Origin of the sequence: Rhodopila sp., from assembly GCF_035548095.1 — a bacterium.
Taxonomy (GTDB): domain Bacteria; phylum Pseudomonadota; class Alphaproteobacteria; order Acetobacterales; family Acetobacteraceae; genus Rhodopila.
The window spans coordinates 260742-283483 of record NZ_DASZUV010000005.1 but is presented as its reverse complement, the minus strand read 5'-3'; the positions used below and the strand labels follow the sequence as shown (position 1 = coordinate 283483).

Annotated in this window: 18 protein-coding genes; 9 read left to right on the top strand and 9 right to left on the bottom strand. The window is 64.9% G+C overall.

The window, feature by feature from the left end:
• Positions 1 to 38: 38 nt before the first annotated feature.
• Positions 39 to 764: an aspartate/glutamate racemase family protein gene (locus VHC04_RS07330; RefSeq protein ID WP_325679562.1), complete on the top strand. Its 726-nt coding sequence runs from the start codon at positions 39 to 41 to the stop codon at positions 762 to 764.
• A gap of 10 nt (positions 765 to 774) precedes the next feature.
• Here the strand turns inward: VHC04_RS07330 and VHC04_RS07325 are convergent, their stop codons facing one another.
• On the bottom strand, positions 775 to 1827 hold the full coding sequence (locus VHC04_RS07325; RefSeq protein WP_325679560.1) for a glycosyltransferase: 1053 nt from the start codon (positions 1825 to 1827) through the stop codon (positions 775 to 777).
• Positions 1828 to 1996: 169 nt separating this feature from the next.
• Here VHC04_RS07325 and glf point away from each other — a divergent pair, with 169 nt between their 5' ends.
• Positions 1997 to 3169 (top strand): UDP-galactopyranose mutase, encoded by a 1173-nt coding sequence (gene glf / locus VHC04_RS07320; protein WP_325679558.1) that lies wholly within the window; start codon positions 1997 to 1999, stop codon positions 3167 to 3169.
• A gap of 20 nt (positions 3170 to 3189) precedes the next feature.
• Here the strand turns inward: glf and VHC04_RS07315 are convergent, their stop codons facing one another.
• Genes VHC04_RS07315 through VHC04_RS07305 form a run of 3 tightly spaced genes read right to left on the bottom strand, consistent with a single transcriptional unit; the run spans position 3190 to position 6770 of the window.
• Positions 3190 to 3915, bottom strand: a complete 726-nt coding sequence (locus VHC04_RS07315; RefSeq protein ID WP_325679556.1) for a class I SAM-dependent methyltransferase — start codon at positions 3913 to 3915, stop codon at positions 3190 to 3192.
• Positions 3899 to 5203 (bottom strand): glycosyltransferase, encoded by a 1305-nt coding sequence (locus tag VHC04_RS07310; protein WP_325679554.1) that lies wholly within the window; start codon positions 5201 to 5203, stop codon positions 3899 to 3901. The genes VHC04_RS07315 and VHC04_RS07310 overlap by 17 nt, the downstream gene beginning before the upstream one ends.
• Before the next feature lie 7 nt (positions 5204 to 5210).
• Entirely contained in the window at positions 5211 to 6770 is a 1560-nt protein-coding gene (locus VHC04_RS07305) for an oligosaccharide flippase family protein (protein WP_325679553.1), read from the bottom strand.
• A 263-nt stretch (positions 6771 to 7033) separates the two neighbouring features.
• Here VHC04_RS07305 and VHC04_RS07300 point away from each other — a divergent pair, with 263 nt between their 5' ends.
• The 5 genes from VHC04_RS07300 (at position 7034) to VHC04_RS07280 (ending at position 13585) form a co-directional block, all read left to right on the top strand.
• Entirely contained in the window at positions 7034 to 8011 is a 978-nt protein-coding gene (locus VHC04_RS07300) for a UDP-glucuronic acid decarboxylase family protein (RefSeq protein ID WP_325679551.1), read from the top strand.
• Entirely contained in the window at positions 7935 to 9179 is a 1245-nt protein-coding gene (locus tag VHC04_RS07295) for a glycosyltransferase family 2 protein (RefSeq protein WP_325679548.1), read from the top strand. The genes VHC04_RS07300 and VHC04_RS07295 overlap by 77 nt, the downstream gene beginning before the upstream one ends.
• A complete protein-coding gene (locus tag VHC04_RS07290) occupies positions 9176 to 10321 on the top strand; it encodes a glycosyltransferase family 4 protein (RefSeq protein ID WP_325679546.1) in 1146 nt (381 codons plus the stop codon). Before VHC04_RS07295 ends, VHC04_RS07290 begins: the two co-directional genes overlap by 4 nt.
• Complete coding sequence (locus tag VHC04_RS07285; RefSeq protein WP_325679544.1) at positions 10314 to 12338, top strand: glycosyltransferase; 2025 nt, start codon at positions 10314 to 10316, stop codon at positions 12336 to 12338. Before VHC04_RS07290 ends, VHC04_RS07285 begins: the two co-directional genes overlap by 8 nt.
• A gap of 257 nt (positions 12339 to 12595) precedes the next feature.
• Positions 12596 to 13585: a sterol desaturase family protein gene (locus VHC04_RS07280; protein WP_325679542.1), complete on the top strand. Its 990-nt coding sequence runs from the start codon at positions 12596 to 12598 to the stop codon at positions 13583 to 13585.
• A 192-nt stretch (positions 13586 to 13777) separates the two neighbouring features.
• Here the strand turns inward: VHC04_RS07280 and VHC04_RS07275 are convergent, their stop codons facing one another.
• On the bottom strand, positions 13778 to 15571 hold the full coding sequence (locus VHC04_RS07275; protein ID WP_325679541.1) for a hypothetical protein: 1794 nt from the start codon (positions 15569 to 15571) through the stop codon (positions 13778 to 13780).
• A gap of 373 nt (positions 15572 to 15944) precedes the next feature.
• Between VHC04_RS07275 and VHC04_RS07270 the strand changes: the two genes are divergently transcribed.
• Both VHC04_RS07270 and VHC04_RS07265 read left to right on the top strand, forming a co-directional pair.
• On the top strand, positions 15945 to 17357 hold the full coding sequence (locus VHC04_RS07270) for an MBL fold metallo-hydrolase (RefSeq protein WP_325679539.1): 1413 nt from the start codon (positions 15945 to 15947) through the stop codon (positions 17355 to 17357).
• On the top strand, positions 17354 to 18676 hold the full coding sequence (locus VHC04_RS07265; protein WP_325679537.1) for a hypothetical protein: 1323 nt from the start codon (positions 17354 to 17356) through the stop codon (positions 18674 to 18676). Before VHC04_RS07270 ends, VHC04_RS07265 begins: the two co-directional genes overlap by 4 nt.
• A 132-nt stretch (positions 18677 to 18808) precedes the next feature.
• On the opposite strand, the gene VHC04_RS07260 is transcribed toward VHC04_RS07265, so the two are convergent.
• From VHC04_RS07260 to VHC04_RS07245, 4 genes are read right to left on the bottom strand one after another with little or no spacing between them, the layout of a single operon-like run.
• Positions 18809 to 19810, bottom strand: coding sequence for an ABC transporter ATP-binding protein (locus VHC04_RS07260; RefSeq protein ID WP_325679535.1), 1002 nt, complete (start codon positions 19808 to 19810; stop codon positions 18809 to 18811).
• On the bottom strand, positions 19807 to 20796 hold the full coding sequence (locus VHC04_RS07255; RefSeq protein ID WP_325679533.1) for an ABC transporter ATP-binding protein: 990 nt from the start codon (positions 20794 to 20796) through the stop codon (positions 19807 to 19809). Before VHC04_RS07255 ends, VHC04_RS07260 begins: the two co-directional genes overlap by 4 nt.
• A gap of 2 nt (positions 20797 to 20798) precedes the next feature.
• Positions 20799 to 21710: an ABC transporter permease gene (locus VHC04_RS07250; protein WP_325679531.1), complete on the bottom strand. Its 912-nt coding sequence runs from the start codon at positions 21708 to 21710 to the stop codon at positions 20799 to 20801.
• Positions 21707 to 22648: an ABC transporter permease gene (locus tag VHC04_RS07245; protein ID WP_325679529.1), complete on the bottom strand. Its 942-nt coding sequence runs from the start codon at positions 22646 to 22648 to the stop codon at positions 21707 to 21709. Before VHC04_RS07245 ends, VHC04_RS07250 begins: the two co-directional genes overlap by 4 nt.
• Positions 22649 to 22742: the final 94 nt, after the last annotated feature.

Below are 22742 nucleotides of genomic sequence, written 5' to 3'. Positions count from 1 at the left end.
TCGGGGTATTGTCCGCGCGTTCACGAGCGGGGGCAAGGATGGGTACCATCGCGCGCGGCGGTAAGGCGGTCTACGGGGCGCCGCTGGGAATCCTGATGCTGGAGGCGCGATTTCCCCGCATCCCGGGCGACATGGGCAATGCCGAGACCTGGCCGTTCCCGGTGCTGTATCGCGTGGTGCGCGGCGCCAGCCCGGAACGGGTGGTGCTGGACGGCGCGGCTGGGTTGCTGCCGGATTTCCTGGATGCGGCCAAAGAGTTGGTGGATTTCGGCGCCGAGGCGATCACCACCAATTGCGGTTTCCTGTCGCTGTTCCAGGCCGAGATCGCGGCGCATGTCGGTGTGCCGGTGGCCACCAGTTCGCTGATGCAGGTGCCATGGGTGCAGGCCATGCTGCCGCCCGGGAAGCGGGTCGGGGTGATCACCGTCTCGGCCGGGTCGCTGACGCCGCGCCATTTGGAAGCGGCTGGGGTGCCGCTGGATACACCCTTTGTCGGCACCGAGGATGGCGAGGAATTCTTCCGCGTGCTGATCAGGGCCGAGAAGCAGGATATGGATGTGGACCTCGCGCGTCGGGACATCCTGCGGGCGGGCGAACGGTTGATGCGGGAGCATGCCGATATCGGCGCGGTGGTGCTGGAATGCACCAACATGCCGCCCTACGCCAAGGCGCTGCGGGCGGCGCTGGGGGTGCCGGTGTTCGACGTCTATTCGCTGGTCACCTGGTTGCGGGCGGGGGTCAGACCACGCGGGTTCGAGGGCTGACCGGTTCGGATCATAACCCGGCAAGGTGCTCCAGCTTGGCCTTGACGCGGCCCGCCAAGCGTCTCAGCGGGCTGCGGTAGGGAACGGCGAGTTCCTGCAGGGTGATCGTGCCGGTGGCGGTGCTGCCGGCCGGATACCGTGCCTGCAGCGCGGCGTATGCGGCCAGGACGCTGTCGCGTTCCGTTTCCTTCGAATAGGTGCGGAGGATGGCGTCCGACCCGGACCGGCTGCGTTCTTCATCCCAGCCCGGGCCGACGAGCCAGTCCGCGACGGCGCCGATGAAGCCGTCCAGGTCGTCTTCCAGGACCAGCGTGGCGTTGGGACCCGAGAAGAACTCATTGCCGCCCCATCCGGCGTAGCCGATGACGTGGCAGCCGCGCGCCAGGGCCTCGGCCGGCGGCAGGCCGAAACCTTCGCGCTGGCTGAAGCTGAGGAACAGCCGTGTGGTTGCCAGTGCTTCCGCGACTTGCGCCTGGGTCATTCCCTGGATTTCCTGGAGGTCCCATCCGGCCAGGACACCCCGCGCATGCAGTGAGCCAACGATCTGATAGGCCAGGGCTTTCCGCTTGCGCGGCATATAGGCAATCTTCTTCGGCCTGGGTCCCGCGGCGAAACCGAACATATCCGCATCGATCCGGTAGAATGCGCGGCGCACCGGCACGCCCGGGAATGTGTGCGTCAGGTACGTGGCGTCGTGCTGCGACATCGTCATGATACCCAGCAAGGATGCGCAGTGCAGATAGGGGTGCCGCGCCGGGTCCCTGACGTTCTCAAACGTGAAGAAAGCGTTCTGATTGACCGAGATGCGCGGTACGCCCGGTGCGATCCGGGCCATGTTGTCGCCGTAAACCTCGGGGATTGCCAGCAGGTCGCCGGGCCGGAGCGTTACCGGCGGACGAACGATACGGGCGCGGGTGGTGAACCACCAGGGGGAAAACGCGGGCGGATTGACGATGCAGGCATCCAGCCCGGCATCATTGAGGATCTCCACATGATCGTGCAACTTCTGCACGCCGCCGGACGCCACGGGCTCATTCAGCGGGTTTAGAACGTAGATGGTCATGCAGCCTTGCTTTACCCGCCACCCCTTGCGCCGGAGCCTCTCATCCCGGCGGTCGGACCCTAAAGGTCGGACCAGGGCATTTCAACGTTCTTGGATGGGCCAGCCAATCATTCCGATATCTGTCGGGGCATGCTAGCTCGTTCGGCATGCGAGAAAGTCTGGCCGGGTGATGGATTTTTCTGCCTTTGATCTGATCGTTGTCGGCAGCGGCTTTTTTGGCGCCACGCTTGCGGAGCGGTGCGCCGAGGCACTTGGCCTGAAGATCTGCGTGATCGAGCAGCGCAATCATATAGGCGGCAATGCCTGGTCTGAGACCGATCCGGATACCGGCATCGAAGTCCACACCTATGGATCGCATCTGTTCCACACCAGCAGCAGGAACGTGTGGGACTATGTCAACCGGTTCTCGGGCTTCTCCCGGTATCGCCACCGGGTGATCGTGCGGCACCGCGACCGCTTCTTCACCATGCCGATGAACCTTGGCACGCTGTCGTCCTTGTTCGGGCGCTTTCTTTCCCCCGCCGAGGCCAAGGCGTTGATCGCGGCGGAAGTGGCGACGAGCGGGATCGGCACGCCTCGAAACCTGGAGGAGAAGGCGATCTCCCTGGTCGGGCGCACGATGTATGAGGCCTTCATCAAGGGCTATACGGCAAAGCAATGGCAGACCGACCCGCGGGAGCTGCCGCCGGATATCATCACGCGGTTGCCAGTGCGGCTGACCTTCGACGATTTCTATTTTGCCGACGACCATGAAGGCTTGCCGCTTGCCGGATATGCGGAGATCTTCAATCGGATGCTGCGGCGCGCTGGCATCGATATCGTGTTGAATACAGATTATTTCGCCGTGCGGGATCGTATCCCGGCGACGACACCCGTCGTATTTACCGGCCCGATCGACCGGTTCTTTGAATACAAAGCGGGTGTACTGGGTTGGCGAACGCTGGACTTCCAGCGGGAAGTCGTGGCGGTCGGCGATTTCCAGGGCGCCAGCGTGATAAACTATCCGGACGCCGATGTGGCGTTCACCCGGATTCATGAATTCCGGCACTTGCACCCGGAGCGGTCGTATCAGACGGAGCGGACCGTCATTTTCCGGGAGTTCTCCCGGTTCGCCGGCCGGGCAGACGATCCGTACTATCCGATTGACCGCCCGGCGGACAAGGACCGTTACGATGTCTACAAGACGATGGCGGCGGCCGAGCCAAATGTCATTTTTGGCGGGCGCCTGGGATCATATCGGTATCTGGACATGCACCAGGCGATCGGGGCGGCGCTGAAGGTATTTGACCATCAAATCGTGCCATATGTTTTGGAAGGGCGTCCTGTCAATAAAATTTCATAATCAGATCGATGCCGCTGGGCTCAGTGGCCGTCTTCACGTGCTCGCTCTTTTGGCCGGGTCGCTGCAATCAAAAACTGATATTTGAATAGATGCTTCGGCCAAATCAAAAACAGGCCTGCCAGCCGCCGGCTGGCCCATAGCCATTTCGGATTTGTGACGCCGAAGCATGAAAGCGGACTGGGGTAGTGGAAATTGTAGCGTATGGATGTAATCCGCAAGCCGCTTCCCTCTATCAGGGCGCGTGCCCCAGCCTCGGAGAAAAACCGCAGGTGAGTGCGGTCAAGAATGCCGTCACGCCCGTACGTCCACTGACCGCGAAGAAACAGTGGAACCGATGCATGATAATGCGCGATGTTTGGTAATGAAACAACCATGGTGCCGCCCGGTTTAAGGCGTTCTGCCAGTCGCGCGACCGTCGTCTCCGGGTACGGGATATGCTCCAGAACGTCCAATGCCAGAACCAGGTCAAAATGTTCTCGCTTAAACCGCATGGGCGTGGTCGCTGCGTCGCCGATCTCCAGATCGTCAAAATGCGGGCGCGCCAGACTGGCGGCGGCTTCCGCATATTCGACGCCGGCAGCATACTCGACCGCACGTGTCCGCCTCAGCCATGCCATTGTGGACCCGGAACCACATCCGATTTCCAGCACCGAATCGAACCTGCCTGGTAACAGGGGGGCGATTTCACGCCGTTCCTTGCTATAGGCGGCAGGTATCGCGGTCCCTTGGTCAGTCGCATTTTTCACGGCTCGACTCCGCTGGAAGGGTCTCGGCGATTTTCGCTACGATCGGTGCCGCGAAGGCTTCGGGTGAATGGTCGGCAAAGGCCGCCTTGCCGCGCATCCCCATCAGTGCCCGCTCCTCCGGGCTACGGGCGAGTTCAAGAACGGCCTCTGCAATAATGTCCGGTGCCTCGCTCGACAGTACGAGTCCGCAACCGCTGTCGTTGACCAGTCTGCCAATGACCCCGGTATTTCTGGCGATGACGGCACGTCCGGCGCGGGCGGCACGAGCAAGGACATTGCCGGTGAATACGAAACCCGCATCATAGAATACCCAGACTATATCGGCGACATTCATTGGATCGATATCGCGGCCGCTCATGATAAAGCGGTTCGCTTCCACCAGCCGGCCCCGCCGTCGAAGTTCCTGTGCGGCAGGACTGCACAGCACGGATTGCATGTGCCCTGCATGCTGGGTGCCGGCCAGCAGGACGGTGATATCATGTGATTCGTCCAGGGAAGCGATCGCATCCAACAGGGGCCCGACACATTTGCGGCGATCGATGAAGCCGAACACCAGAATGACCAGTGTGTCCGGGCGCAGCCCATAGAAGCGCCGAGCCTCCCCGGGATCTGCCGGGACAAAGAGGGGGGCCGGTTCGGGGCACCAGGCTATCTTCGGGTGACGGACGGTCTGAGCGAGATAGGGATTCACCGCACCAAAACATACCAGATCTGCGCGGTGCAGAAGCATGTGAAAGCAAATCCGCTGCGCGAGGTCGCGCCATCCGGCCGGTCCCAGAATGCCAGCCTGCCGATGATGAAAGCGGATACCAACTGAAATGGTCGCCCACCGGCGTCCGAGCAGCAAATGGGGACGCAAGGCCAGCGTTGGCAGTCCGACGGATTCGAGATGGGGAATCAGGACAAAATCAATAGCTTCCTCCGCGGCGAGCGCCCGGAGGCCGCGTTTGAGTTGGCTGCCGGTCTGCCATTGTCTTGCGTAAAACCTGCCGATCAGCGTGCGGAGCATGGAACTGTCCCGCATGTCGGGGATGACTCGGATCCGCAATAGAGATGCATGGGTGGAGACGAGGCGAACACAGTTTGCATGGGCTGCCGAAGCTTGCGTGGTCAGCAATGTCACCCTTGCACGGGGTATGCCCGTGTCGATGCCATCCAGCAGATAGCGGACGAAATCCATCTGGTGGCCGGTGGCTTCCGGCTCAAAGATCACGATATGCGGGGCGGACGAAGAACCTTGGGCCGGCGCCGGTGCCATGGACTTTGCGTCTATCGTGGTGGTCTGCAAGGCGGTTTCAGGCTCCCGCCCGTCTGCTGATGCCGATGCGGCGGAGCATGGTTGGCAGGACCACCGAAAAGCGCCGAAGCATCTGCATCCCTGTGGACAGCAGGAATTGCTCCGGCCCGGAGGGACGTCCCGCTGCCAGCCACAGCAATCCAACCACGCTGACATAGACGGTTGCCCCCACCAGCGAGCGCTGCGCGGCGTCGATGCATGTGCCAAGGTAAGTATTTGCGTCAGCGGGTGTCCAGGCCATGTGCAGCGACCACAGAACCGCAATCATCGCACCAGCCCCGATGACAGGCCTTATCATCTGGCGAAGGAGTGCACCGACGGTCACTCCGACACGCGGCAGGACCACAGCGGCGAACAGGATCAGTTCCACGGCACTGCAGATCGCGAGCGACAGCGACGCGCCGAATAGTCCGATCGCGGGAACCAGCAGCAACATCGTAACAAGTTTCACGATCGCGGATACGATACCCACGTAGAACGCTGCATGGGGGCGCCCGATGGCGTTTACGAGCGCCCCTGCTGGTTGGACGAACGTCGAGCTGATCGATGACAGCGCAATCACCTGGACCACGATGATTGCCGCGGTCCACTGATCGCCCAGCATGATCCGGACCATCGGATCGGCTACCATTGAAATACCAAAGCCAGCCGGCAGAACCAGCATGACGCTGACACCGAACACGTCGATGAACATCTTTCCAGTTCCCGCTGCCGCATTATGGAGTGTGGCGAAACCTGAAAACAGCGCCCGGCTGAGGGGCTCCATAAGTTCCGTCGCTGGCAGGGTGCCCAGTTCGAGGCCCACGGAATAGGTGCCGAATGGCTTGGTGCCGACGAACCGGCTGATGACGAAGGCGTCGGTACGGTCGCGAGCCTGCAAGAGCAATGTCTGCGCCCAGGTCCACATCGAGAAGCTGAATATGCTGCGCCAGGCGGCGAGGCTGAAACGCGGCAGATATGGAACCATCCAGTAGCTTAGCGGCAATTGGACGATGTGCATGCTGATCAGGCCGATGATCAAGGCCCAGTAGGACGGCCAGATCAGGGCACATGAAACGGTGGCAATGATCCCGACCACCCGGCACCAGGTGTTGAGGTTGAACTCTTTCCGGAAATCGAGATCGCGGCGGAAATCCACAACCCTGACGTTGAGACCCGCGCTCAGAAGCGAGCGAACGGATAATGCGAGCATAACGATCGTAAGGCGGTGATCATTGAACAAAATAGCAACGGGTTCTGCGACGATCACGATGACAATCGCCGTGGCGATGTTGCGCAGCGCATTCACGGTAAAGCACGTGTCGTACGTTGCCCGGTTGGGATCGCGCGCCCTGACCAGGGCGTCGTACACCCCGATCGAGGTCAGCGCGTCAACCATCGAAATCAGGCCGTTTGCCAGGGCGACAAGGCCGAAGTCACCGGGCGACAGCAGGCGAACCAGCACCAATGTACTGAGGAGCCCGAGGTTTCGGGATACCATTCGCCAGGCGATGATCCATCCGACACCGCTTGCCGCTCTGCGTGCGACGGAACCGCCGGGACCGACTGGTTCGGTCACGTCTCTGGCCACGGAGAAACGAATGCCTGCGAGGCGCCCGCACTGGCCTGAGAGCGAGGGACGGGCGCGGACAGGCAGACCTCACGAGGGACTGATAACAGCATCCAAACCGGGATCTTGGTGGCACGGAGCCAGACTGGCACCGCAACCTTGCTGGAAGGTGCCCTAGCTAGGGCAACCGACAGCGGTGAGACAAGCAAATTCCATTGGCTTCACGCGGGGGAAACCTTAAAGTCCGCGCCTGCAATCGGGAGATTTCTGCATTGTCCCTTACCCGCAAGCGCATCCTGGTCACCGGCGGCGCCGGCTTCCTCGGCTCCCATCTCTGCGAACGCCTCATATCCGACGGCCACGATGTCCTGTGTGTCGACAATTATTTTACCGGCCGCAAGGACAACATCGCCCATCTGCTGGGCAACCCGCATTTTGAGCTGATGCGTCACGACATCACCTTCCCCCTGTATGTCGAGGTCGACCGCATCTTCAACCTGGCCTGCCCGGCCTCGCCCATCCACTACCAGTACGACCCGGTGCAGACCACCAAGACCTCGGTCATCGGTGCCATCAACATGCTGGGTCTGGCCAAGCGGGTCGGGGCAACGATCATGCAGGCCTCCACCTCCGAGGTGTACGGCGATCCCACCGTCCACCCGCAGACCGAGGAATACCGCGGCAACGTCAATCCGCTCGGCCCGCGCGCCTGCTACGATGAGGGTAAGCGATGCGCCGAGACGCTGTTCTTCGATTACCACCGCCAGCACAAGGTGAAGATCAAGGTGGTGCGGATCTTCAATACCTATGGCCCGCGCATGCACCCGAATGACGGACGGGTGGTGTCCAACTTCATCGTCCAGGCATTGCAGAACAAGGATATCACGCTCTACGGCGATGGCTCGCAGACGCGCGCCTTCTGCTTCGTCGACGACCTGATCGAAGGCTTCATCCGCATGATGGAGACGGAGGCGGACGTCACCGGCCCGATCAATATCGGCAATCCGCACGAAATCCCGGTGAAGGAGCTGGCGGAGCGGGTGATCCGCATCACCGGGTCCCGATCCAAGATCGTCCACCGGCCGCTGCCGCAGGATGATCCGCTGCAGCGCTGCCCGGATATCACCCGCGCCGGCTCCGTCCTCGGCTGGAAGCCGACCGTCGCGCTGGACGATGGCTTGCGCAGGACGGCGGAGTACTTCCGGCAATTGCTGGGTGAGGTGCAGGGGCGGGCGGTCCCCGTCGCATGACATGACCCTGGCAGCCGCCGGCGACGCGGCCGGCGGTTCGCGAGAAAACCCCGCAGCGAGCCCGTTTATCGCGAATCAATCCATCGCGACCCCAGCGATCGCGACCCAAGCTATCGCGATCCAGGTCACCACGACGCCGTCCGCTTCTGGTCAACCGGCAGCGGATCAGCCCCTGGTCGCCGTCGTGGTGCTGAACTGGAACGACGCCGAAGCGACGCTCCGGTGCCTGAGATCGCTGGCCGGCACGTCCTACCCAAGATGGCGCGTGATCGTCGTGGACAATGCCTCGATCGACGGTTCGGCTCAGCGCGTCGCGGCTGCGGCGCCGGACGCGCTGCTGATCCGCAACCCCGTGAACCTGGGTTTCACCGGCGGCGTCAATGCCGGCATCAGCCGAGCGTTGCAGGATGGCGCCGACTATGTCTGGCTGTTGAACAGCGATGCCGTCGTGCCGCCGGATGCGCTGGCGCGGCTGGTCGCGGCGGCCGAAGCGGATCAGCGGATCGGCCTTGTCAGCCCCGTGTTTCATGCCGCCGATCGCCCGGACGTGCCCGAACATTGCCTGGCCATCTTCGACCCGCAAGCCCGCTTCGCCAGCCAGACCGCCGATCCGGCGCAGGCGGCGGTCTGGCAGCGGACATGTCCGCACCGGGTCCTGCTTCTCGGCACCGCGTTGCTGGTCCGCCGGGACCTGCTGCGGGCGATCGGCCCGCTGGACCCGCAATTCTTCGCCTATGTAGAGGATGTCGATTTCTCCCTCCGCTGCCACGCCGCCGGCTTCAAGGCGGTGGCGTTGCCCGATGTCGTCGTGTTGCACACGTTCAAGCAGCCGGTAGAGGCGCCGGCGACCGTGGCGCCCTATGTCCACTATTTCATGAGCCGGAATTACCCTCTGCTCTGGCGCAAGCTGCCGGGCCCGGTGTGGTGGCGGAAGTCCAGCCTGTGGTTCCTGCGGCAGCGATTGGCCCAGATCGTCCGCATGCGCGACCAGCCCAGGGCGGTCGAGGCCGTCATCGCCGGTCTTTGGGACGGGGTGCGCGGCCGCGGTGGCGCCTACGATCCGGACCGGCGCCCGCCGGCCCTGCTGCGCCTGCTGCTTGGTCGCGGCGCACCCTTCTGGCTGGCGCTGCTGGACCGCCGGTGGCCATCGCGGGGTGTCGCGGGTTGAGCGCGAGGCCGCGGATCGCCGTTGCCTGCTCCGGCCTAGGACACATCCAGCGCGGGATCGAGTCCTGGGCCTCCGACCTCGCGCAGGCCCTCGGCGCGTCCGGCGCCGACGTCACCTTGTTCTCCGGCGCGCCGTGCGGCGGCGCCATCGCCTTGCCGACGTTGCGCCGCGGCGGCACCGGCGCGCGCGGGCTGGCTGGCGGGCTTCGGCACCTGGGTGGCTGGCGCTATGGCTTCGGCTCGCCGTACGACGTGGAGCAGACCAGCTTCTCCCTGGCACTGTGGCGGCGCATTCGGCACGGCTTCGATATCCTGCATGTGCAGGATCCCCTGATTGCGATCTGGCTGGAGCGGGCCCGTCGCGCCGGATGGTCGAAACCGGCGGTCATCTACGCCAACGGCACCGGCGAGGGGCCGGAGGTGATGCGGCGATTCCGCTACCTGCACCTGCTGACGGCGGGGGCCGCGGCCGAATGGGCGCCCCGGCAGCCAGCGGATCAGCGTGTCTTCACCATTCCCAATTTCATCGACACGGTGCGCTTTAGCCCCGGCGACCGAGCCGCCGCGAGAGCCCGGTTCGGCTTGCCGGCCGAAGGCACCATCCTGCTGTGCTGCGCCGCCATCCGCCGCCGCCATAAACGGATCGACGCGCTGCTGTCCGCCTTCGCCGCCGCGCGGACGCCGCACGGCGTCTATCTCGTCATCGCCGGTGGCCGCGAACCCGACACGGATGAATTGATCGCCGAGGGAACGGCGTTGCTTGGCGACCGGGTGCGGTTCCTGCTCGACCTGCCGCGCGATGCCATGCCGGCGCTGTACCGAGCAGCCGATGCCTTCGTGCTGCCGTCGCTCTATGAGATGTTCGGCATCGTGCTGCTGGAGGCGCTCGCCACCGGCTTGCCCGTCCTGTGCAATGATACGGCGGATTTCCGTGCCATCGCCGGGCCTGGGGCGCTATACGGTGACCTCGGCAATGAGGAAGCATTCGCGCGCGGCCTTCGGCGCCTGACCGAACCGGCGGAGCGGAAGGCGCTGGGCGCGGCCGGGCGCAGCCATGTCCAGGCCCGATACTCCGCGGGCGCGGTGACGCGGGCGATGATTGCAATGTACGAAACTGTTGAGGCGGAACGTCGACTTGGCTGAAAGCCCACTTCCCACGGTCAGCGTGCTGATCCCGGCCTATAACGCCGCGACGCATCTGGGCAGAGCGATCGACAGCGTGCTGGCGCAGACGCACCCGCCGGTGGAAGTGCTGGTGATCGATGACGGCTCGCGCGACCGCACCGCCGAGATTGCCGCCGCCTATCCCGCGCCCGTGCGGCTGATCCGCAAGGAGAATGGGGGCCCCGCATCGGCCCGAAACCGCGGCGCCGCCGAGGCGCGGGGCGAATGGCTGGCCCTGCTGGACGCCGACGACTGGTGGTTCCCCGAGAAGCTGGCCCGGCAGTTGCGGTATGCGGAAGATCCGGCGGTCGGCATGATCCACTGCATGCCGGACCACAAGGATGAGGTCATGCCGGCCGTCCTGACCTTTGACGACCTGTGGGAACGCAACTGGGTCAGCAATTCCTCGGTCATGCTCCGCAAGCAGGCGTTCGAGGAGCTTGGCGGGTTCAATGAGGCCAAGGAGCTGATCAGCGTCGAGGACTATAATCTATGGATGCGGATGGCGGCGTCCCGGTGGCGCCTGGTGACATGTCCGGAGCCGCTCTTCCACTACACCAGGGGGATTGGCATCTCCTCGCATTCAGACCGTTTCCTGCGCGCCTCATTGTTCAATCTCGACGACATTGCCACGCGTTTCTCGCTGCCGGCCGACAAGGTGCGGCGGAAGCGCAACCAGATGATCTTCGACTTCGGCTGCAAGGCGCTGTTCGAACGCGACCTGCCGACCGCCCGGCGTCTTCTGCGCACCGCGGTGAAGGACGAGGCCAGCGTGCGCAACCTGGCGCATTTCGCGGTGGCGTCGCTGCCGGCGCCGGTGCTGGACATCAGGCGGACGATGCGCCGGCTGGTCGAAGGCCGCTCCGCGCGTACACGGGACCCGAATGACGACAGCTTCGTCGCATTCCCGTTCGAGGCGGACCACCAGGCGACCTTGCATCTGAGTGCGTCGATCGTCGATCGGCGCTGTCACGTTCCGGCCTCCGAAGCGCACCTGACCCGGCCGGTGCTGATCACCACGATCGACGCCGAGGAGGATTTCGACTGGACGCGTCCCTTCTCCCGCGCCTGGACGGACGTGACATCGATGCGGTCGCAGCATCTCGCGCATCGGGTTTTTGAGCGTCACGGAGTGATCCCGGCCTACATGGTGGATTTTCCGGTCGCATCCCAGGACGCCGGACGGGCGCCGTTGCGGGAGCTGCTGCAGTCCGGCCTGTGCGATATCGGCGCGCAATTGCACCCATGGGTGACGCCGCCCTACGCGGAATATGTGTCTTCGGAGAATAGCTATGTCGGCAACCTGCCGCCGGCGCTGGAATTCGCCAAGGTCCAGCGGCTGACCGAGGAATTGCAGGCCGCGTTCAACGTGCGGCCGCGCATCTTCAGAGCCGGCCGCTACGGCGTCGGCCCGAATACCGGACGGATGTTGAGCCATTTCGGCTACCAGGCCGATTGTAGCGTCATCCCGTACTGGGATTTCGGCGGCCAGGGCGGCCCGGATTTCTGGGACATGACGTCGCGGCCGTTCTGGATCGATGCGGAACGGACGCTTTTGGAGCTGCCGGTATCGGCGACGCTGGTCGGGCGGATCACCGACATTCCGCACCGTCTGAAGGCGGCGCTGTTCGGCCGCAAGAGCGAATGGACCGGCTTGCCATCCATTCTGGCGCGCCTGGGCCTGCTGGAGCGGATCAAGCTGACGCCGGAAGGCATCACCATCGAGGAAGCCAAGCGTCTGGCTCGCGTGATGGTGTCGGACGGGCACAAGGTATTCGTGCTGACCTATCACACGCCATCCTTGGAGCCGGGGAATACACCTTATGTGAAGACGCGGCAGGACCTGGAGATATTCCTGCGCTGGCTCGATGAGTTCTATGCGTTCTTCACGTCGGAACTGGGCGGCGCGCTGACCACCTGGCGGGCGGTGCATGAAGCGCTGCGGACCGGAAAGCCGATTGAGGCCGCCGCGGCGCTGGAAACCGCCGACGCGTGACACGCCTCGGCGCCTCGCGGCGTCCTGCCATCCAGTGTCGCTCGACAGATTGCGACATGTCTCGGAAAATTCTGGAACCCGTTCGGGCGCTGGCGTAAATATCGGCTCCGCAAGGACGGGGCCACAGTCAAGTGTGGGACGAACAAATCAAAAGCGCCATACAATCGTCAGGGGACGCGCTCTCTCATCTTCTGCCGTCCGGTCTGCAGGGTTCGGTGGAACCGGCCAAGCGCGTTCTGGAGTATGCGGCCGGTCCCTTGATCGATCATCCGGGCCGTTTCCCCTGGTGGGGCATGGCCGCCGCTTTATGCATCGCCACGGTTGCCTTCCGTTACGAGAGACGGAGGTACCGCAACCGTACCGGCGGCCTGTTCGCCTATTGCTTCCCGCGGACGATCTGGCGCCATCCCTCGACCCTGGTCGACATGAAGGTCGGCTTCTTCAACTTCGTCCTGTTCGGCGGTGGCGCACTCAACATCACCTGGCGCATCTCCGGCGCGCTGGTGGCATCCGGCATCACGCTGGGGCTCACCCATCTGTTCGGGGCGCGGGAGGCGGTGGGACCGTGGAACCCCGTAGCGATCGTCCTGTTCGCCATGGCGTTCTCGATGGCGTCGGATTTCGGCTACTTCCTCTTTCACTGGGCCGCGCATGTCTATCCGCCGCTCTGGGCGATCCATAAGCTGCATCATTCCGCGGAAGTTCTCTCCCCCCTCACGGCCGCCCGGGTGCACCCGCTGGAAAAGCCGATCATGGGGGTCTTCATGGCGCTGACCACCGGCGCCCTGATGGGGCCGCTGCTCTACCTGTATGCCGGCAGGACCGGCGTGCTGCCGGCGCTCGGGCTGGACGTGTTCGGCTCGCTGTTCTTCATCCTCGGCCATCACCTGCACCATTCCCATATCTGGGTCTATTTCGGCCCGGTGATCAGCCGGATCATCATGAGCCCGGCGCAACACCAGATCCATCACAGCTCGTTGCCGCGCCATATCGACAAGAACTTCGCGGAGCATTGGGCCTTGTTCGACTGGCTGTTCGGTACGCTCTACCTGCCGCACGGGCGGGAGGATCTGAAGCTCGGCCTGGCCGGCTACACGGCGCAGCCGCACACCGGCCTGGCAAAGGCCTGGTTTGGACCGGTCATTGAATCCGTCGGCAAGCTGGGCACGACCAGCTGGGCATGGGCCCACCGCGTGCTGCGGCGACCGGCGCAAGCGCTGCCGGATGCCGAGGGTCATTCGGTCTGATCCGGCTTCAGATAGAGCATGCCAAGGTCGGGTTGACCCTGGCGTGCTCTACCAACTCTTTGATTCGAGAATGCAATTCACGCCTTCTCACGGCCGGCTTCAGGCGATCGCGCTCCAGACTCTCGGACGATCGAGCCTGCTGGAACGGCAGCCGGCGGTACTGGACAAGCGCTGCTGGACGACAAGAGCACATCAACCTGATGGCGCGGCGCCGCGGGAAGGCCCGCAGCCACTGGTGCCCGGGCGCCTGAACGCTTCCATGCGCCCCCCCGAACTGCGAAACACCGGCCGGTAGCCCGCCTTGTCGATGTCCCGGCGGATCTGGGCAAAGGGACCCGCCGGCGGCGCGTCGGGAACATCCCACAGCAGCACGAAATCCACCGGCAGGCCGGTGGCGGCTTCAAACCGGGGGATATCCATCGTCACGACATGCGTATCGCGCTGGAATGGCTGCCACCCGTACAGCAACCGTTGCGGGTCCATGGCGGGGCGGAAACGGGCCGGATAGACCGGCAGGCGGGCCACGTAGCTGAACAGGACCGGCCGGTCGTCGCGCAATTCGAACCGGCTCGCGGCGTGGAACAGCGGGTGGTAGACCAGTTGCGCCCTGTTGGCCGGGTCCAGTTTGAACTGGCTCAGCACGGGCGCGATCGTGCAATGGGGCGGGATCACGCCGTCCACTTCGTTGAATTCACGCAGCACCGGCGGCAGGTCCATGGCCTGGACCTTGGCGACCATACCGATGGAGACCAGTGCGATCGCCGCGGCGAGCAGCGTGGCGGGAAAACGAAGCCGGGGCGGCAGCGGCAGCACCGCGCAGGCCAGCACAAGGCCGATCAGGGGAAATGGCTGGGCCCGCCAGGTATGGGTCCATCCGCCGCCCGCCTCATCCGGTATCACCGCGAGCACGGCCAGAAATGCCACCGGCACCAGAAGGACGCCCAGGCGCAGGCTGGCGGCCGAGCGCGCTGGATTGCGCAGCCAGGTAAGCAGGCCGGCGGCGCAGAGGCCGATGATCAGGACCATCAGCAGCAGGCTGGACAGCGCCGTCGCCCGTCCGATGGTCGAGAACGGCTGGCCCAGGATCACGGCGATCAGCCGCGCCACCAGGGATGGTCCATAGACGGTGGGAAAGCCGGTGCTCTGCCGCATGAACCACAGAAACAGCAGCAGCGAGGGCAGAGACGAGGCCAGGACCATGGCAAGGAGCCGGAGCGTCACGCCAAACGGCGTGCCCAGAGGCGTATCGGGACAGGCCGTACCCTCGGCCGCGCCCGGGGACTTGGCCAAGGGTTCGCGCAGGGGCTTGCCGCGGGACGCGCCAGGAGACATTGCGCCGGCATTCCGGCCATGGAGCCATCGCAGCCCCGTTTCGACACCGGTCATGGTGCCGATCGCGGCGATGGCCTCGATCCAGCCGGGGGCCTGGCTTGCCAGCGTAACCAGCAGCAGGAATGCCAGCAGCAGTGCCGCGCCGGCCGTTGCACGCTCCCGCAGGCGCAGATAGGCCCAGATGCTCAGCAGGCAGAAGCTGATTGAGAGGCTGTAATTGTACAGGCCCATCAGAAAGGTCGCCTGCAGCGCCACCGGGAACAGCAGAAGGGCCAGCCAGCCGGCCGAGGGGTGCAGCCGGCGCAGGAGCAGCCAACCGGCCAGCGGCACCCCGCCGATGCACAGGATCTGGATGGTCTGTTCGGCCACCGCCGGGGACAGGATCAGCATGAGGGCGGCGAGCAGGTAGTGGCCCAGCGCGTTGGGCGTCAGGATCGGGCTGATGTCGTACAGACGGTTCACCATGGGCCAGGCCGGATCGCCGGCGACGGTGATCGCATGGGCAATCGCCACATGGGCCGGTCCGTCGCTGGTGGCGATCGGTCCAAGGACCATCACCACCAGCACCGCGGCGGCCAGCAGCAGCCAGAACAGGAGCGGGCCAGCCGCCTCAAGCAGGGGGGATGGGGCCGACCGGCTGGCGTCACTGGGCATGGGCGGATCGTCCGATTGGGAATGCGTGGCCGGATAGTTCGGGTGCCGGTCCGGCACAAGCAGGGCGGAAGGACCCGCCGCCATGCCGTCCGGCGGCGGGGAAAGCCATGAAAGGCTTCGTAGCAGGGCAGAACCGCGCGCCATACGGTGCCGGTATTGTTGCACGGTCGTGATGGGGTACCGGCGTTTCCCGTGACCGCACGTTATCGTATTGATTCCGCACTTAACGGCGATCTACAAGGCGTGCTTGGCTTGCGGCTGTCGGTGTCGTGCCAGTGACGGAATGCAGGTCATCCAGCCGGCCTGCTGCCTTTCGGCATCGGATGACACGTGCTTTCCGGCGGCGGCCGGAACAGACTAGGGGGGCGGGACATTGCCTTGTTCGTTTGAGACACTCAGCAATGCGTCCGTCCTGGTGCGGGAGGACGGCCATCCGGTGCTCGCCACCGATCCGTGGCTGTTCGGCACCTGCTATTTCGGCAGTTGGGCGTTGGACCATCCGCTGTCCGACGCGCAGCTCGCCGCCATGCGGCAGGCCGATTATTACTGGATCTCGCACGGTCATCCCGACCATCTGCACCATGACTCGCTCGCCACCCTGCCGCGCGGCGCCAGGATCCTGCTGCCCGACCATTATCATGGCGAAATCGCCGATTCGTTGCGGGAAGCCGGGTTCGCCGTCACCATCCTGGCTTATCGGCAGTGGATGCGTTTGTCGGACAGCGTCCGGGTCATGTGCATGGACAATCTCAATCAGGACGCGATCCTGCTGATCGAGGCCGGCGACAGCCTGATCGTGAACCTGAACGATTCGCCGCTGTGTGGGGAGACGGGATTCATCCGCCGTCTGGTCCGGCAATACGACCGGCGGAAAACCTATATGCTGGCATTGTGTGCGATCGACGCCGACATGTTCAACTTCGTCGATGACACGGGAAACTCGCTGGCCGGTCCGCCGGACGAACGCAAGCGCGGCATGATCTGGCGCACCGCGCGCATCGCCGAGACACTGGGGGTCGGGAGCTTCTGCGTCTCCTCTTCCCAACACATTTATGTACGATCCGATTCCGTATGGGCCAACCCATACCGGATTACCTGGAACGACATTCAAACGCACTGGCACCGGCCGGATATCCGGATCATCGAGCCCTTCGTCACGATCGATCTGGCCACCGGCGAGGTGACGCGAAACCATCCGACCCAGGAATCGGACACCAGCCAGATCACCGACGCGACGGGTGAGGATGACTGGGCCGAGACCCTGTCGGCCGAGGAATGGCACCGTGTCGAAGCCTTCATGCACCGGTTCCAACTGGTTCGCCGCTATATCGATTTCGTCGAATTCACCGTCGGGGGCGAGTCCCATCGGGTCGATCTGAACCCGCCGGGCGGCCGGCGGGACGAACAGCGTCGCGGCATCGCGTTCATGGTGCCGCGTCGCTCCTTGCTCGAGACGGCCACGTGGGGCTATTTCGATGATTTGCTGATAGGCAATTTCATGAAGACGCGGCTGATCAACACGCACCTGTACCCCCGGTTCACGCCGCTGGTCGCCAAGGTCGGCGGAAACGCCAAGGTTTACACGCGCGCCGACTATATCCGGTTCCTGGCCCGATACGCCCGGCGCAATCCCATCGGCACGGCCGCAACACTGATCGACATCGAGTTCAATCAGGTGTGGCTGCCCTGGATCCGCCGCACCGCGGAAGCGCTCGGGCTGAAAAAGCCACTGAAATTCGTCTATCGGAAATTCCTGGGCGATCCGGTCCTGCCGGATGTGACGTGACCCTTTCGGCGTCGATGATCCGGCAGGACAATGCCCTCCGCGCGCGTGGCGGTCTGCATCCGGCCGACGTCACCGCCGCCGCACTGCTGGCGGTGCTGTCGCTCGTACTCTACGCGCCGCTCGGGTTCCGGCTCGCCCAGGGGCACTACCTGGAATACTACAATCTGGCGTTCGACTTCGACCCGATCCGCACCGTCGATGCCTTGACCAGCACGCCGCCGGATTTCCTCAACGTGAAACACCCGCTGTTCGTGCTGCTGCGGCCGCTTGCCTGGCCGCTGCTGGCGCTGGGCCTGACCGGCAAGGAAGCGGCGGCGCTGCTCATGTCCGGCTTCGGCGCCGGCACCGTGGCGCTGAGCTATGCCTTCCTGCGCGGCATTCCGGTGGAGCGGCCCATCGCCATCGCGCTGGCGCTGCTGTTCATCGTGTCCGGCGCGCAGATGTTCACCTCGATCATCGCCGAGACCTATGGCGTTGCGGCGTTCTCGATCGCCGCGACCTGGTGTGTCGGCCAGGCGCGTCTGCGCGACCCCGCCCGCTTCCGGCGACTGCGCTACGGGGTGGCTGTGCTGGTCTTCGGCACCACGGTCACCAACGTGGTGCAGAGCTTCATCGCCGAAATGATGGTGGCCTGGCATCGGGACGGCTTCTGGCGGGCGATCCGCCGATGCATCGTATTCGGCCTGATCCTCGCCGTGCCGATCGTCGCGCTGGCCTGCGCGGTCTGGTTCCATCCGCTGCTGGCCGAGTTGCGGGACCCGATCCTGGCACTGAAGCATGTCTGGTGGGAGCAGACGAAGGGGCCGCGCACCGGGGCGCTGCAAGTGGTGGCGACCTTCCTCGGCTTCTCCTTCGTCTCGCCGCGCTACAGTTGGCTGCTGCTGCCCGAGGGGATCAACATGCGCGATTTCAGGGCCTGGTCGTTCGGCGGGACCGGACAGGTCGCGGTTGTACTGTGGCTGCTGTTCTGGGCGACCGGCGCGGTCGCCGCGCTGCTGCACCCGCGTTTCCGAGTGCTCGCGGCGGGACTGGCGGTGGCGCTGGCGGCGAACCTGATCTTCCACCTGGATTTCCAGTTTCGCGGCAGCCTGTACATCTACGCGGCCCATATGCACTTCCTGGTCTTTGCCCTGGCCGCGGGGCTGGCGCCATGGCTGAGCGGGCGTGACCTGGCCGGCAGGATCTACCTCGGCGTCGTGACCTTGCTGATCGTCCTGTTCGCGATCAACAACCTGCCCATCGTCGTCCGCTTCACCCAGGACTTCGATCAGGTCCACCTGGCCTGCACGCCGCCCTGCGCCGATCAGGCCGGTTCGTAACGACCGGCGCGCGACGGCCGGCCAAGGCGTGACGACCGGCGCAACGACCGGCCAGGGGGTAACAACCGGCCAGGGGATAACGACCGGCCAGGGCTTGACGATTGGCCAGCGGATGACGACCGGGCGGGCGGTTCAGGCCGCCGCCGGCACCGCGTCCGGAACGGAATCCAGGTGACAGGCCGCAACGTGTCCGCGATCGTCGCCGACGGGCCGCAGCACCGGCTCCTCGATCCTGCAGCGATCGAACACGAACGGGCACCGTGTATGGAACTTGCACCCGCTGGGCGGATTGATCGGGCTGGGCACGTCGCCGGTCAGGATCATCCGCTTGCGCCTGGCCGTCGGATCGGGCACCGGCACCGCCGACAGCAGCGCCCGGGTGTAGGGATGGTGCGCCTGTCCGAACAGTGCCCGGCGATCGGCCAGTTCGACGATCTTGCCCAGATACATCACCGCCACGCGGTGGGTCAGATGCTCCACCGTCGCCAGGTCATGGCTGATGAACAGCAGCGTCAGGCCCAGCCTGTCCTGCAGTTCCGCGAGCAGATTGATGATCTGCGCCTTCACCGACACGTCCAGCGCGGAGACGGCCTCATCGCAGATGATCAGGTCCGCCCCCGGCGCGAGGGCGCGGGCGATCCCGATGCGTTGCCGCTGCCCGCCTGAGAATTCGTGTGGAAACCGATGCACCGCCTCCCGCGGCAGGTGTACCTGGTCCATCAACTGGGCGACCCGCTCATCCAGGTCCCGCCGGCTCTTCGCCATGCCGAAATTGATCAGCGGCTCCGCCAGGATGTCGCGCACCCGCATGCGGGGATTGAGGCTGCTGAACGGGTCCTGGAACACCACCTGCACGCGCCTGCGCATCGCCCGCATCCTGCCGGCAGGCATGTTGTCGATGCGCTCGCCGTCCAGATAGACCTCGCCATCGGTCAGCGGGAACAGCCGCAGGATGGCGCGGCCGACCGTCGACTTGCCGCAGCCGGACTCACCCACCAGCGACAGCGTCTCACCCCTGTTGATGTCGAAGGTCACGCCATCGACGGCGTAGACCTTGGCGGTTTCCAGGCCCAGCAACCCGCTGCGGATGGGAAAGTGCTTCCGCAGCGCGTTGACTTCCAGCAACGCGGTCATGCCGCCATCCTTTCGCCGGCGTAGTGACACGCCACGCTGTGCGCCGGTGCCTTGGTTTCGATGGCCGGCGCGATGCTCCGGCACAGATCGGTTGCCATGGTGCAGCGGCCGGCAAAGGCACAGCCGATGATCGGCTCGCGCAGGCTCGGCACCAACCCGGCGATCTCCGCCAGCTTGCCGCGTGCGTTGTTCTCCAGTGAGGAGCCCAGTTTCGGCATCGCACCCATCAGGCCCCGCGTGTAGGGGTGCATCGGGTGGGCGAAGATCTCCGCAACCGGCGCTTCCTCGACCTTGCGGCCGGCGTACATCACCACGACGCGCTGCGCCATTTCCGCGACGACGCCCAGATCGTGGGTGATCAGCATGATCGCCGATCCCATGCGGCTTTTCAGGTCACGCATCAGGTCCAGGATCTGAGCCTGGATGGTCACGTCCAGCGCCGTCGTGGGTTCGTCGGCGATCAGCAGGCGCGGATTGCAGGCCAGCGCCATGGCGATCATCACCCGCTGCCGCATGCCGCCAGACAACTGGTGCGGATATTCCCGCACGCGGCGGCCAGGGGCGGGGATGCCGACCAGCGATAGCATCTCCACCGCCTTCGCCTCGGCGTCCTTGGCGTTCATCCCCTGATGCAGCCGCACCGTCTCACCGATCTGCCGGCCCACCGTCAGCACCGGGTTCAGGCTGGTCATCGGCTCCTGAAAGATCATGCTGATGGCATTGCCGCGCAGGTTCCGCATCTCCTGCTCACTGGCCTTCACCAGGTCCTTGCCCTCGAACAGGACACGGCCGGCGATCTTGCCCGGCGGCACCGGCACCAGCCGCAGGATCGACGTCGACGTGACGGACTTGCCGCAGCCGGACTCGCCGACAATACCGACCGTTTCGCCGGCCTCGACGTGAAAGGACAATCCGTCGACCGCGCGCACCACCCCGTCTGGCGTGCCGAAATGCGTCTGCAGGTTCTCGACTTCTAGCAGGGCCATGGTTACAGCCGTTTCGCCAGGCGCGGGTCCAGGGCATCGCGCAGCCCGTCGCCCAGCAGGTTCACCGCCAGGACGGTGACGGACAGGAAGATCGCCGGGAAGAACACGATATACGGCTTCACCTGCCACAACGCTCTGCCTTCGGCCATGATGTTTCCCCAGCTTGGGATGGTGGGCGGCGTGCCGGCGCCGATGAAGGATAGGATGGCCTCGGTGATCATCGCCGAGGCGGCGATGAAGGTGGCCTGCACCATCAGCGGCGCCAGGGTGTTCGGCAGGATGTGGCGCCAGATGATCAGCGGCGTCCGCGTGCCGGACGCGATGGCCGCCTCCACATAAGGCTGTTCGCGCAGCGACAGCACCACGCCGCGCACCAGGCGGCAGACACGGGGGAACTCGGTTACCGAGATCGCGATGATGACGTTCTGCACCGAGGCCCTGGTCAGCGCCATCAGCGCGATCGCCAGCAGCAGCGACGGGATCGACATCAGCCCGTCCATGATCCGCATCACCACGGAATCGAGGCGGCGGACGAAGCCGGCGATCAATCCGAAGAAGGTTCCGACCGCCGAGGCGCACAGCGCCACCGCGAAGCCCACCACCAGCGAGACCCGCGATCCGTAGATGACACGCGAATAGACGTCGCGGCCCAGCATATCGGTGCCGAACCAGTACAATGCCGAAGGCTCCCGCGTGCGGCGGGCCGGTGCCAGGGCCGTCGGGTCCCTGGTGCCCAGATAGGGTGCCAGGATGGCGATCAGGATCATGATCCCCACCAGCACGGCGCCCACGAAAATGGTCGGATGCCGGTAGATGAATCCCGCCACCCGTCCGCGCTGCTTCGGCGTCGGCAGGATCGCCGGCAGCGCCGGCGCCTCCACCACCCGGACATTGTCATGTGTCGTCGCGCTCAATACCGGATCCTCGGGTCAAACACGGTGTAAAGAAGGTCCACCGCCAGGTTCACCAGCACGTAGACGAAGCTGAACAGCAGCACGACGCCCTGGATGACCGGGTAGTCGCGACGCAGGATCGCATCCACCGTCAGGCGGCCGAGACCTGGAATGGCGAACACGCTTTCGGTCACGACCGCGCCACCGATCAGGGCCGCGAAGCCGATGCCGACGATGGTGGCGATCGGCACCGCGGCGTTCTTCAGCGCGTGGATGAACAGGATGCCGGTCTGGCCCAGCCCCTTGGCCCGGGCGGTTCGCACGTAATCCTGCGACAGCACGTCCAGCATGGCCGCGCGGGTGATGCGGGCGATCAGCGCCATGTAGATCAGGCCCAATGCCACCGCCGGCAGGATCAGGTTGCGCAGGAACGGCCAGAACCCCTGGTCGAGCGGGGTGTAACCCTGCACCGGCAGCCAATCCAGCCGCAGCGCGAAGACATAGGCCAGCAGGTACCCGACGACGAACACCGGCGTCGAGAACCCGAACACCGCCGTCAGCATCACCGCGCGATCAATCCAGCCGCCCTGCTTCCAGGCCGCCACGACGCCCATCGGAATCGCCAGGCTGAGGGACAGGATCAGGGTCAGCGCCATCAGCGACATGGTCGGTCCGACCCGCTGCGCGATCATGTGGGAGACCGGCAGGTTGGTGAAGATCGAGGTCCCCAGATCCCCCTGCAGGACATGGAAGAACCAGTCCCCGAACCGGATCAGGAAAGGCCGGTCCAGGCCCAGCGACGCGCGGATTCGCTCGACATCGGCCGGCGTTGCCTGATCGCCGGCGATGATCGCCGCGGGGTCGCCGGGCGCGATGTACAGCAGGCTGAACACGAACAGCGCGACCAGCAGCACCACCGGGATCGTCGCCAGAATCCGGCGCGTGGCATAGGCGAGCATCAGGCGCGGTCCCGCCCAGGCATGTCAGAGCGACCGCCGAATGGACGCGGCGGCGGGTGTTGTCCGTCAATGGAAGGGGTCTCGCCGGAGGGAC

What these genes read in the sequence shown, in the direction of transcription:
- VHC04_RS07330 (WP_325679562.1), top strand. Translation starts at nt 39, where the DNA reads ATGGGTACCATCGCGCGCGGCGGTAAGGCGGTCTACGGGGCGCCGCTG.
- VHC04_RS07325 (WP_325679560.1), bottom strand. Translation starts at nt 1,827, where the DNA reads ATGACCATCTACGTTCTAAACCCGCTGAATGAGCCCGTGGCGTCCGGC.
- glf (WP_325679558.1), top strand. Translation starts at nt 1,997, where the DNA reads ATGGATTTTTCTGCCTTTGATCTGATCGTTGTCGGCAGCGGCTTTTTT.
- VHC04_RS07295 (WP_325679548.1), top strand. Translation starts at nt 7,935, where the DNA reads ATGGCTTGCGCAGGACGGCGGAGTACTTCCGGCAATTGCTGGGTGAGG.
- VHC04_RS07275 (WP_325679541.1), bottom strand. Translation starts at nt 15,571, where the DNA reads ATGCCCAGTGACGCCAGCCGGTCGGCCCCATCCCCCCTGCTTGAGGCG.
- VHC04_RS07260 (WP_325679535.1), bottom strand. Translation starts at nt 19,810, where the DNA reads ATGACCGCGTTGCTGGAAGTCAACGCGCTGCGGAAGCACTTTCCCATC.
- VHC04_RS07255 (WP_325679533.1), bottom strand. Translation starts at nt 20,796, where the DNA reads ATGGCCCTGCTAGAAGTCGAGAACCTGCAGACGCATTTCGGCACGCCA.
- VHC04_RS07245 (WP_325679529.1), bottom strand. Translation starts at nt 22,648, where the DNA reads ATGCTCGCCTATGCCACGCGCCGGATTCTGGCGACGATCCCGGTGGTG.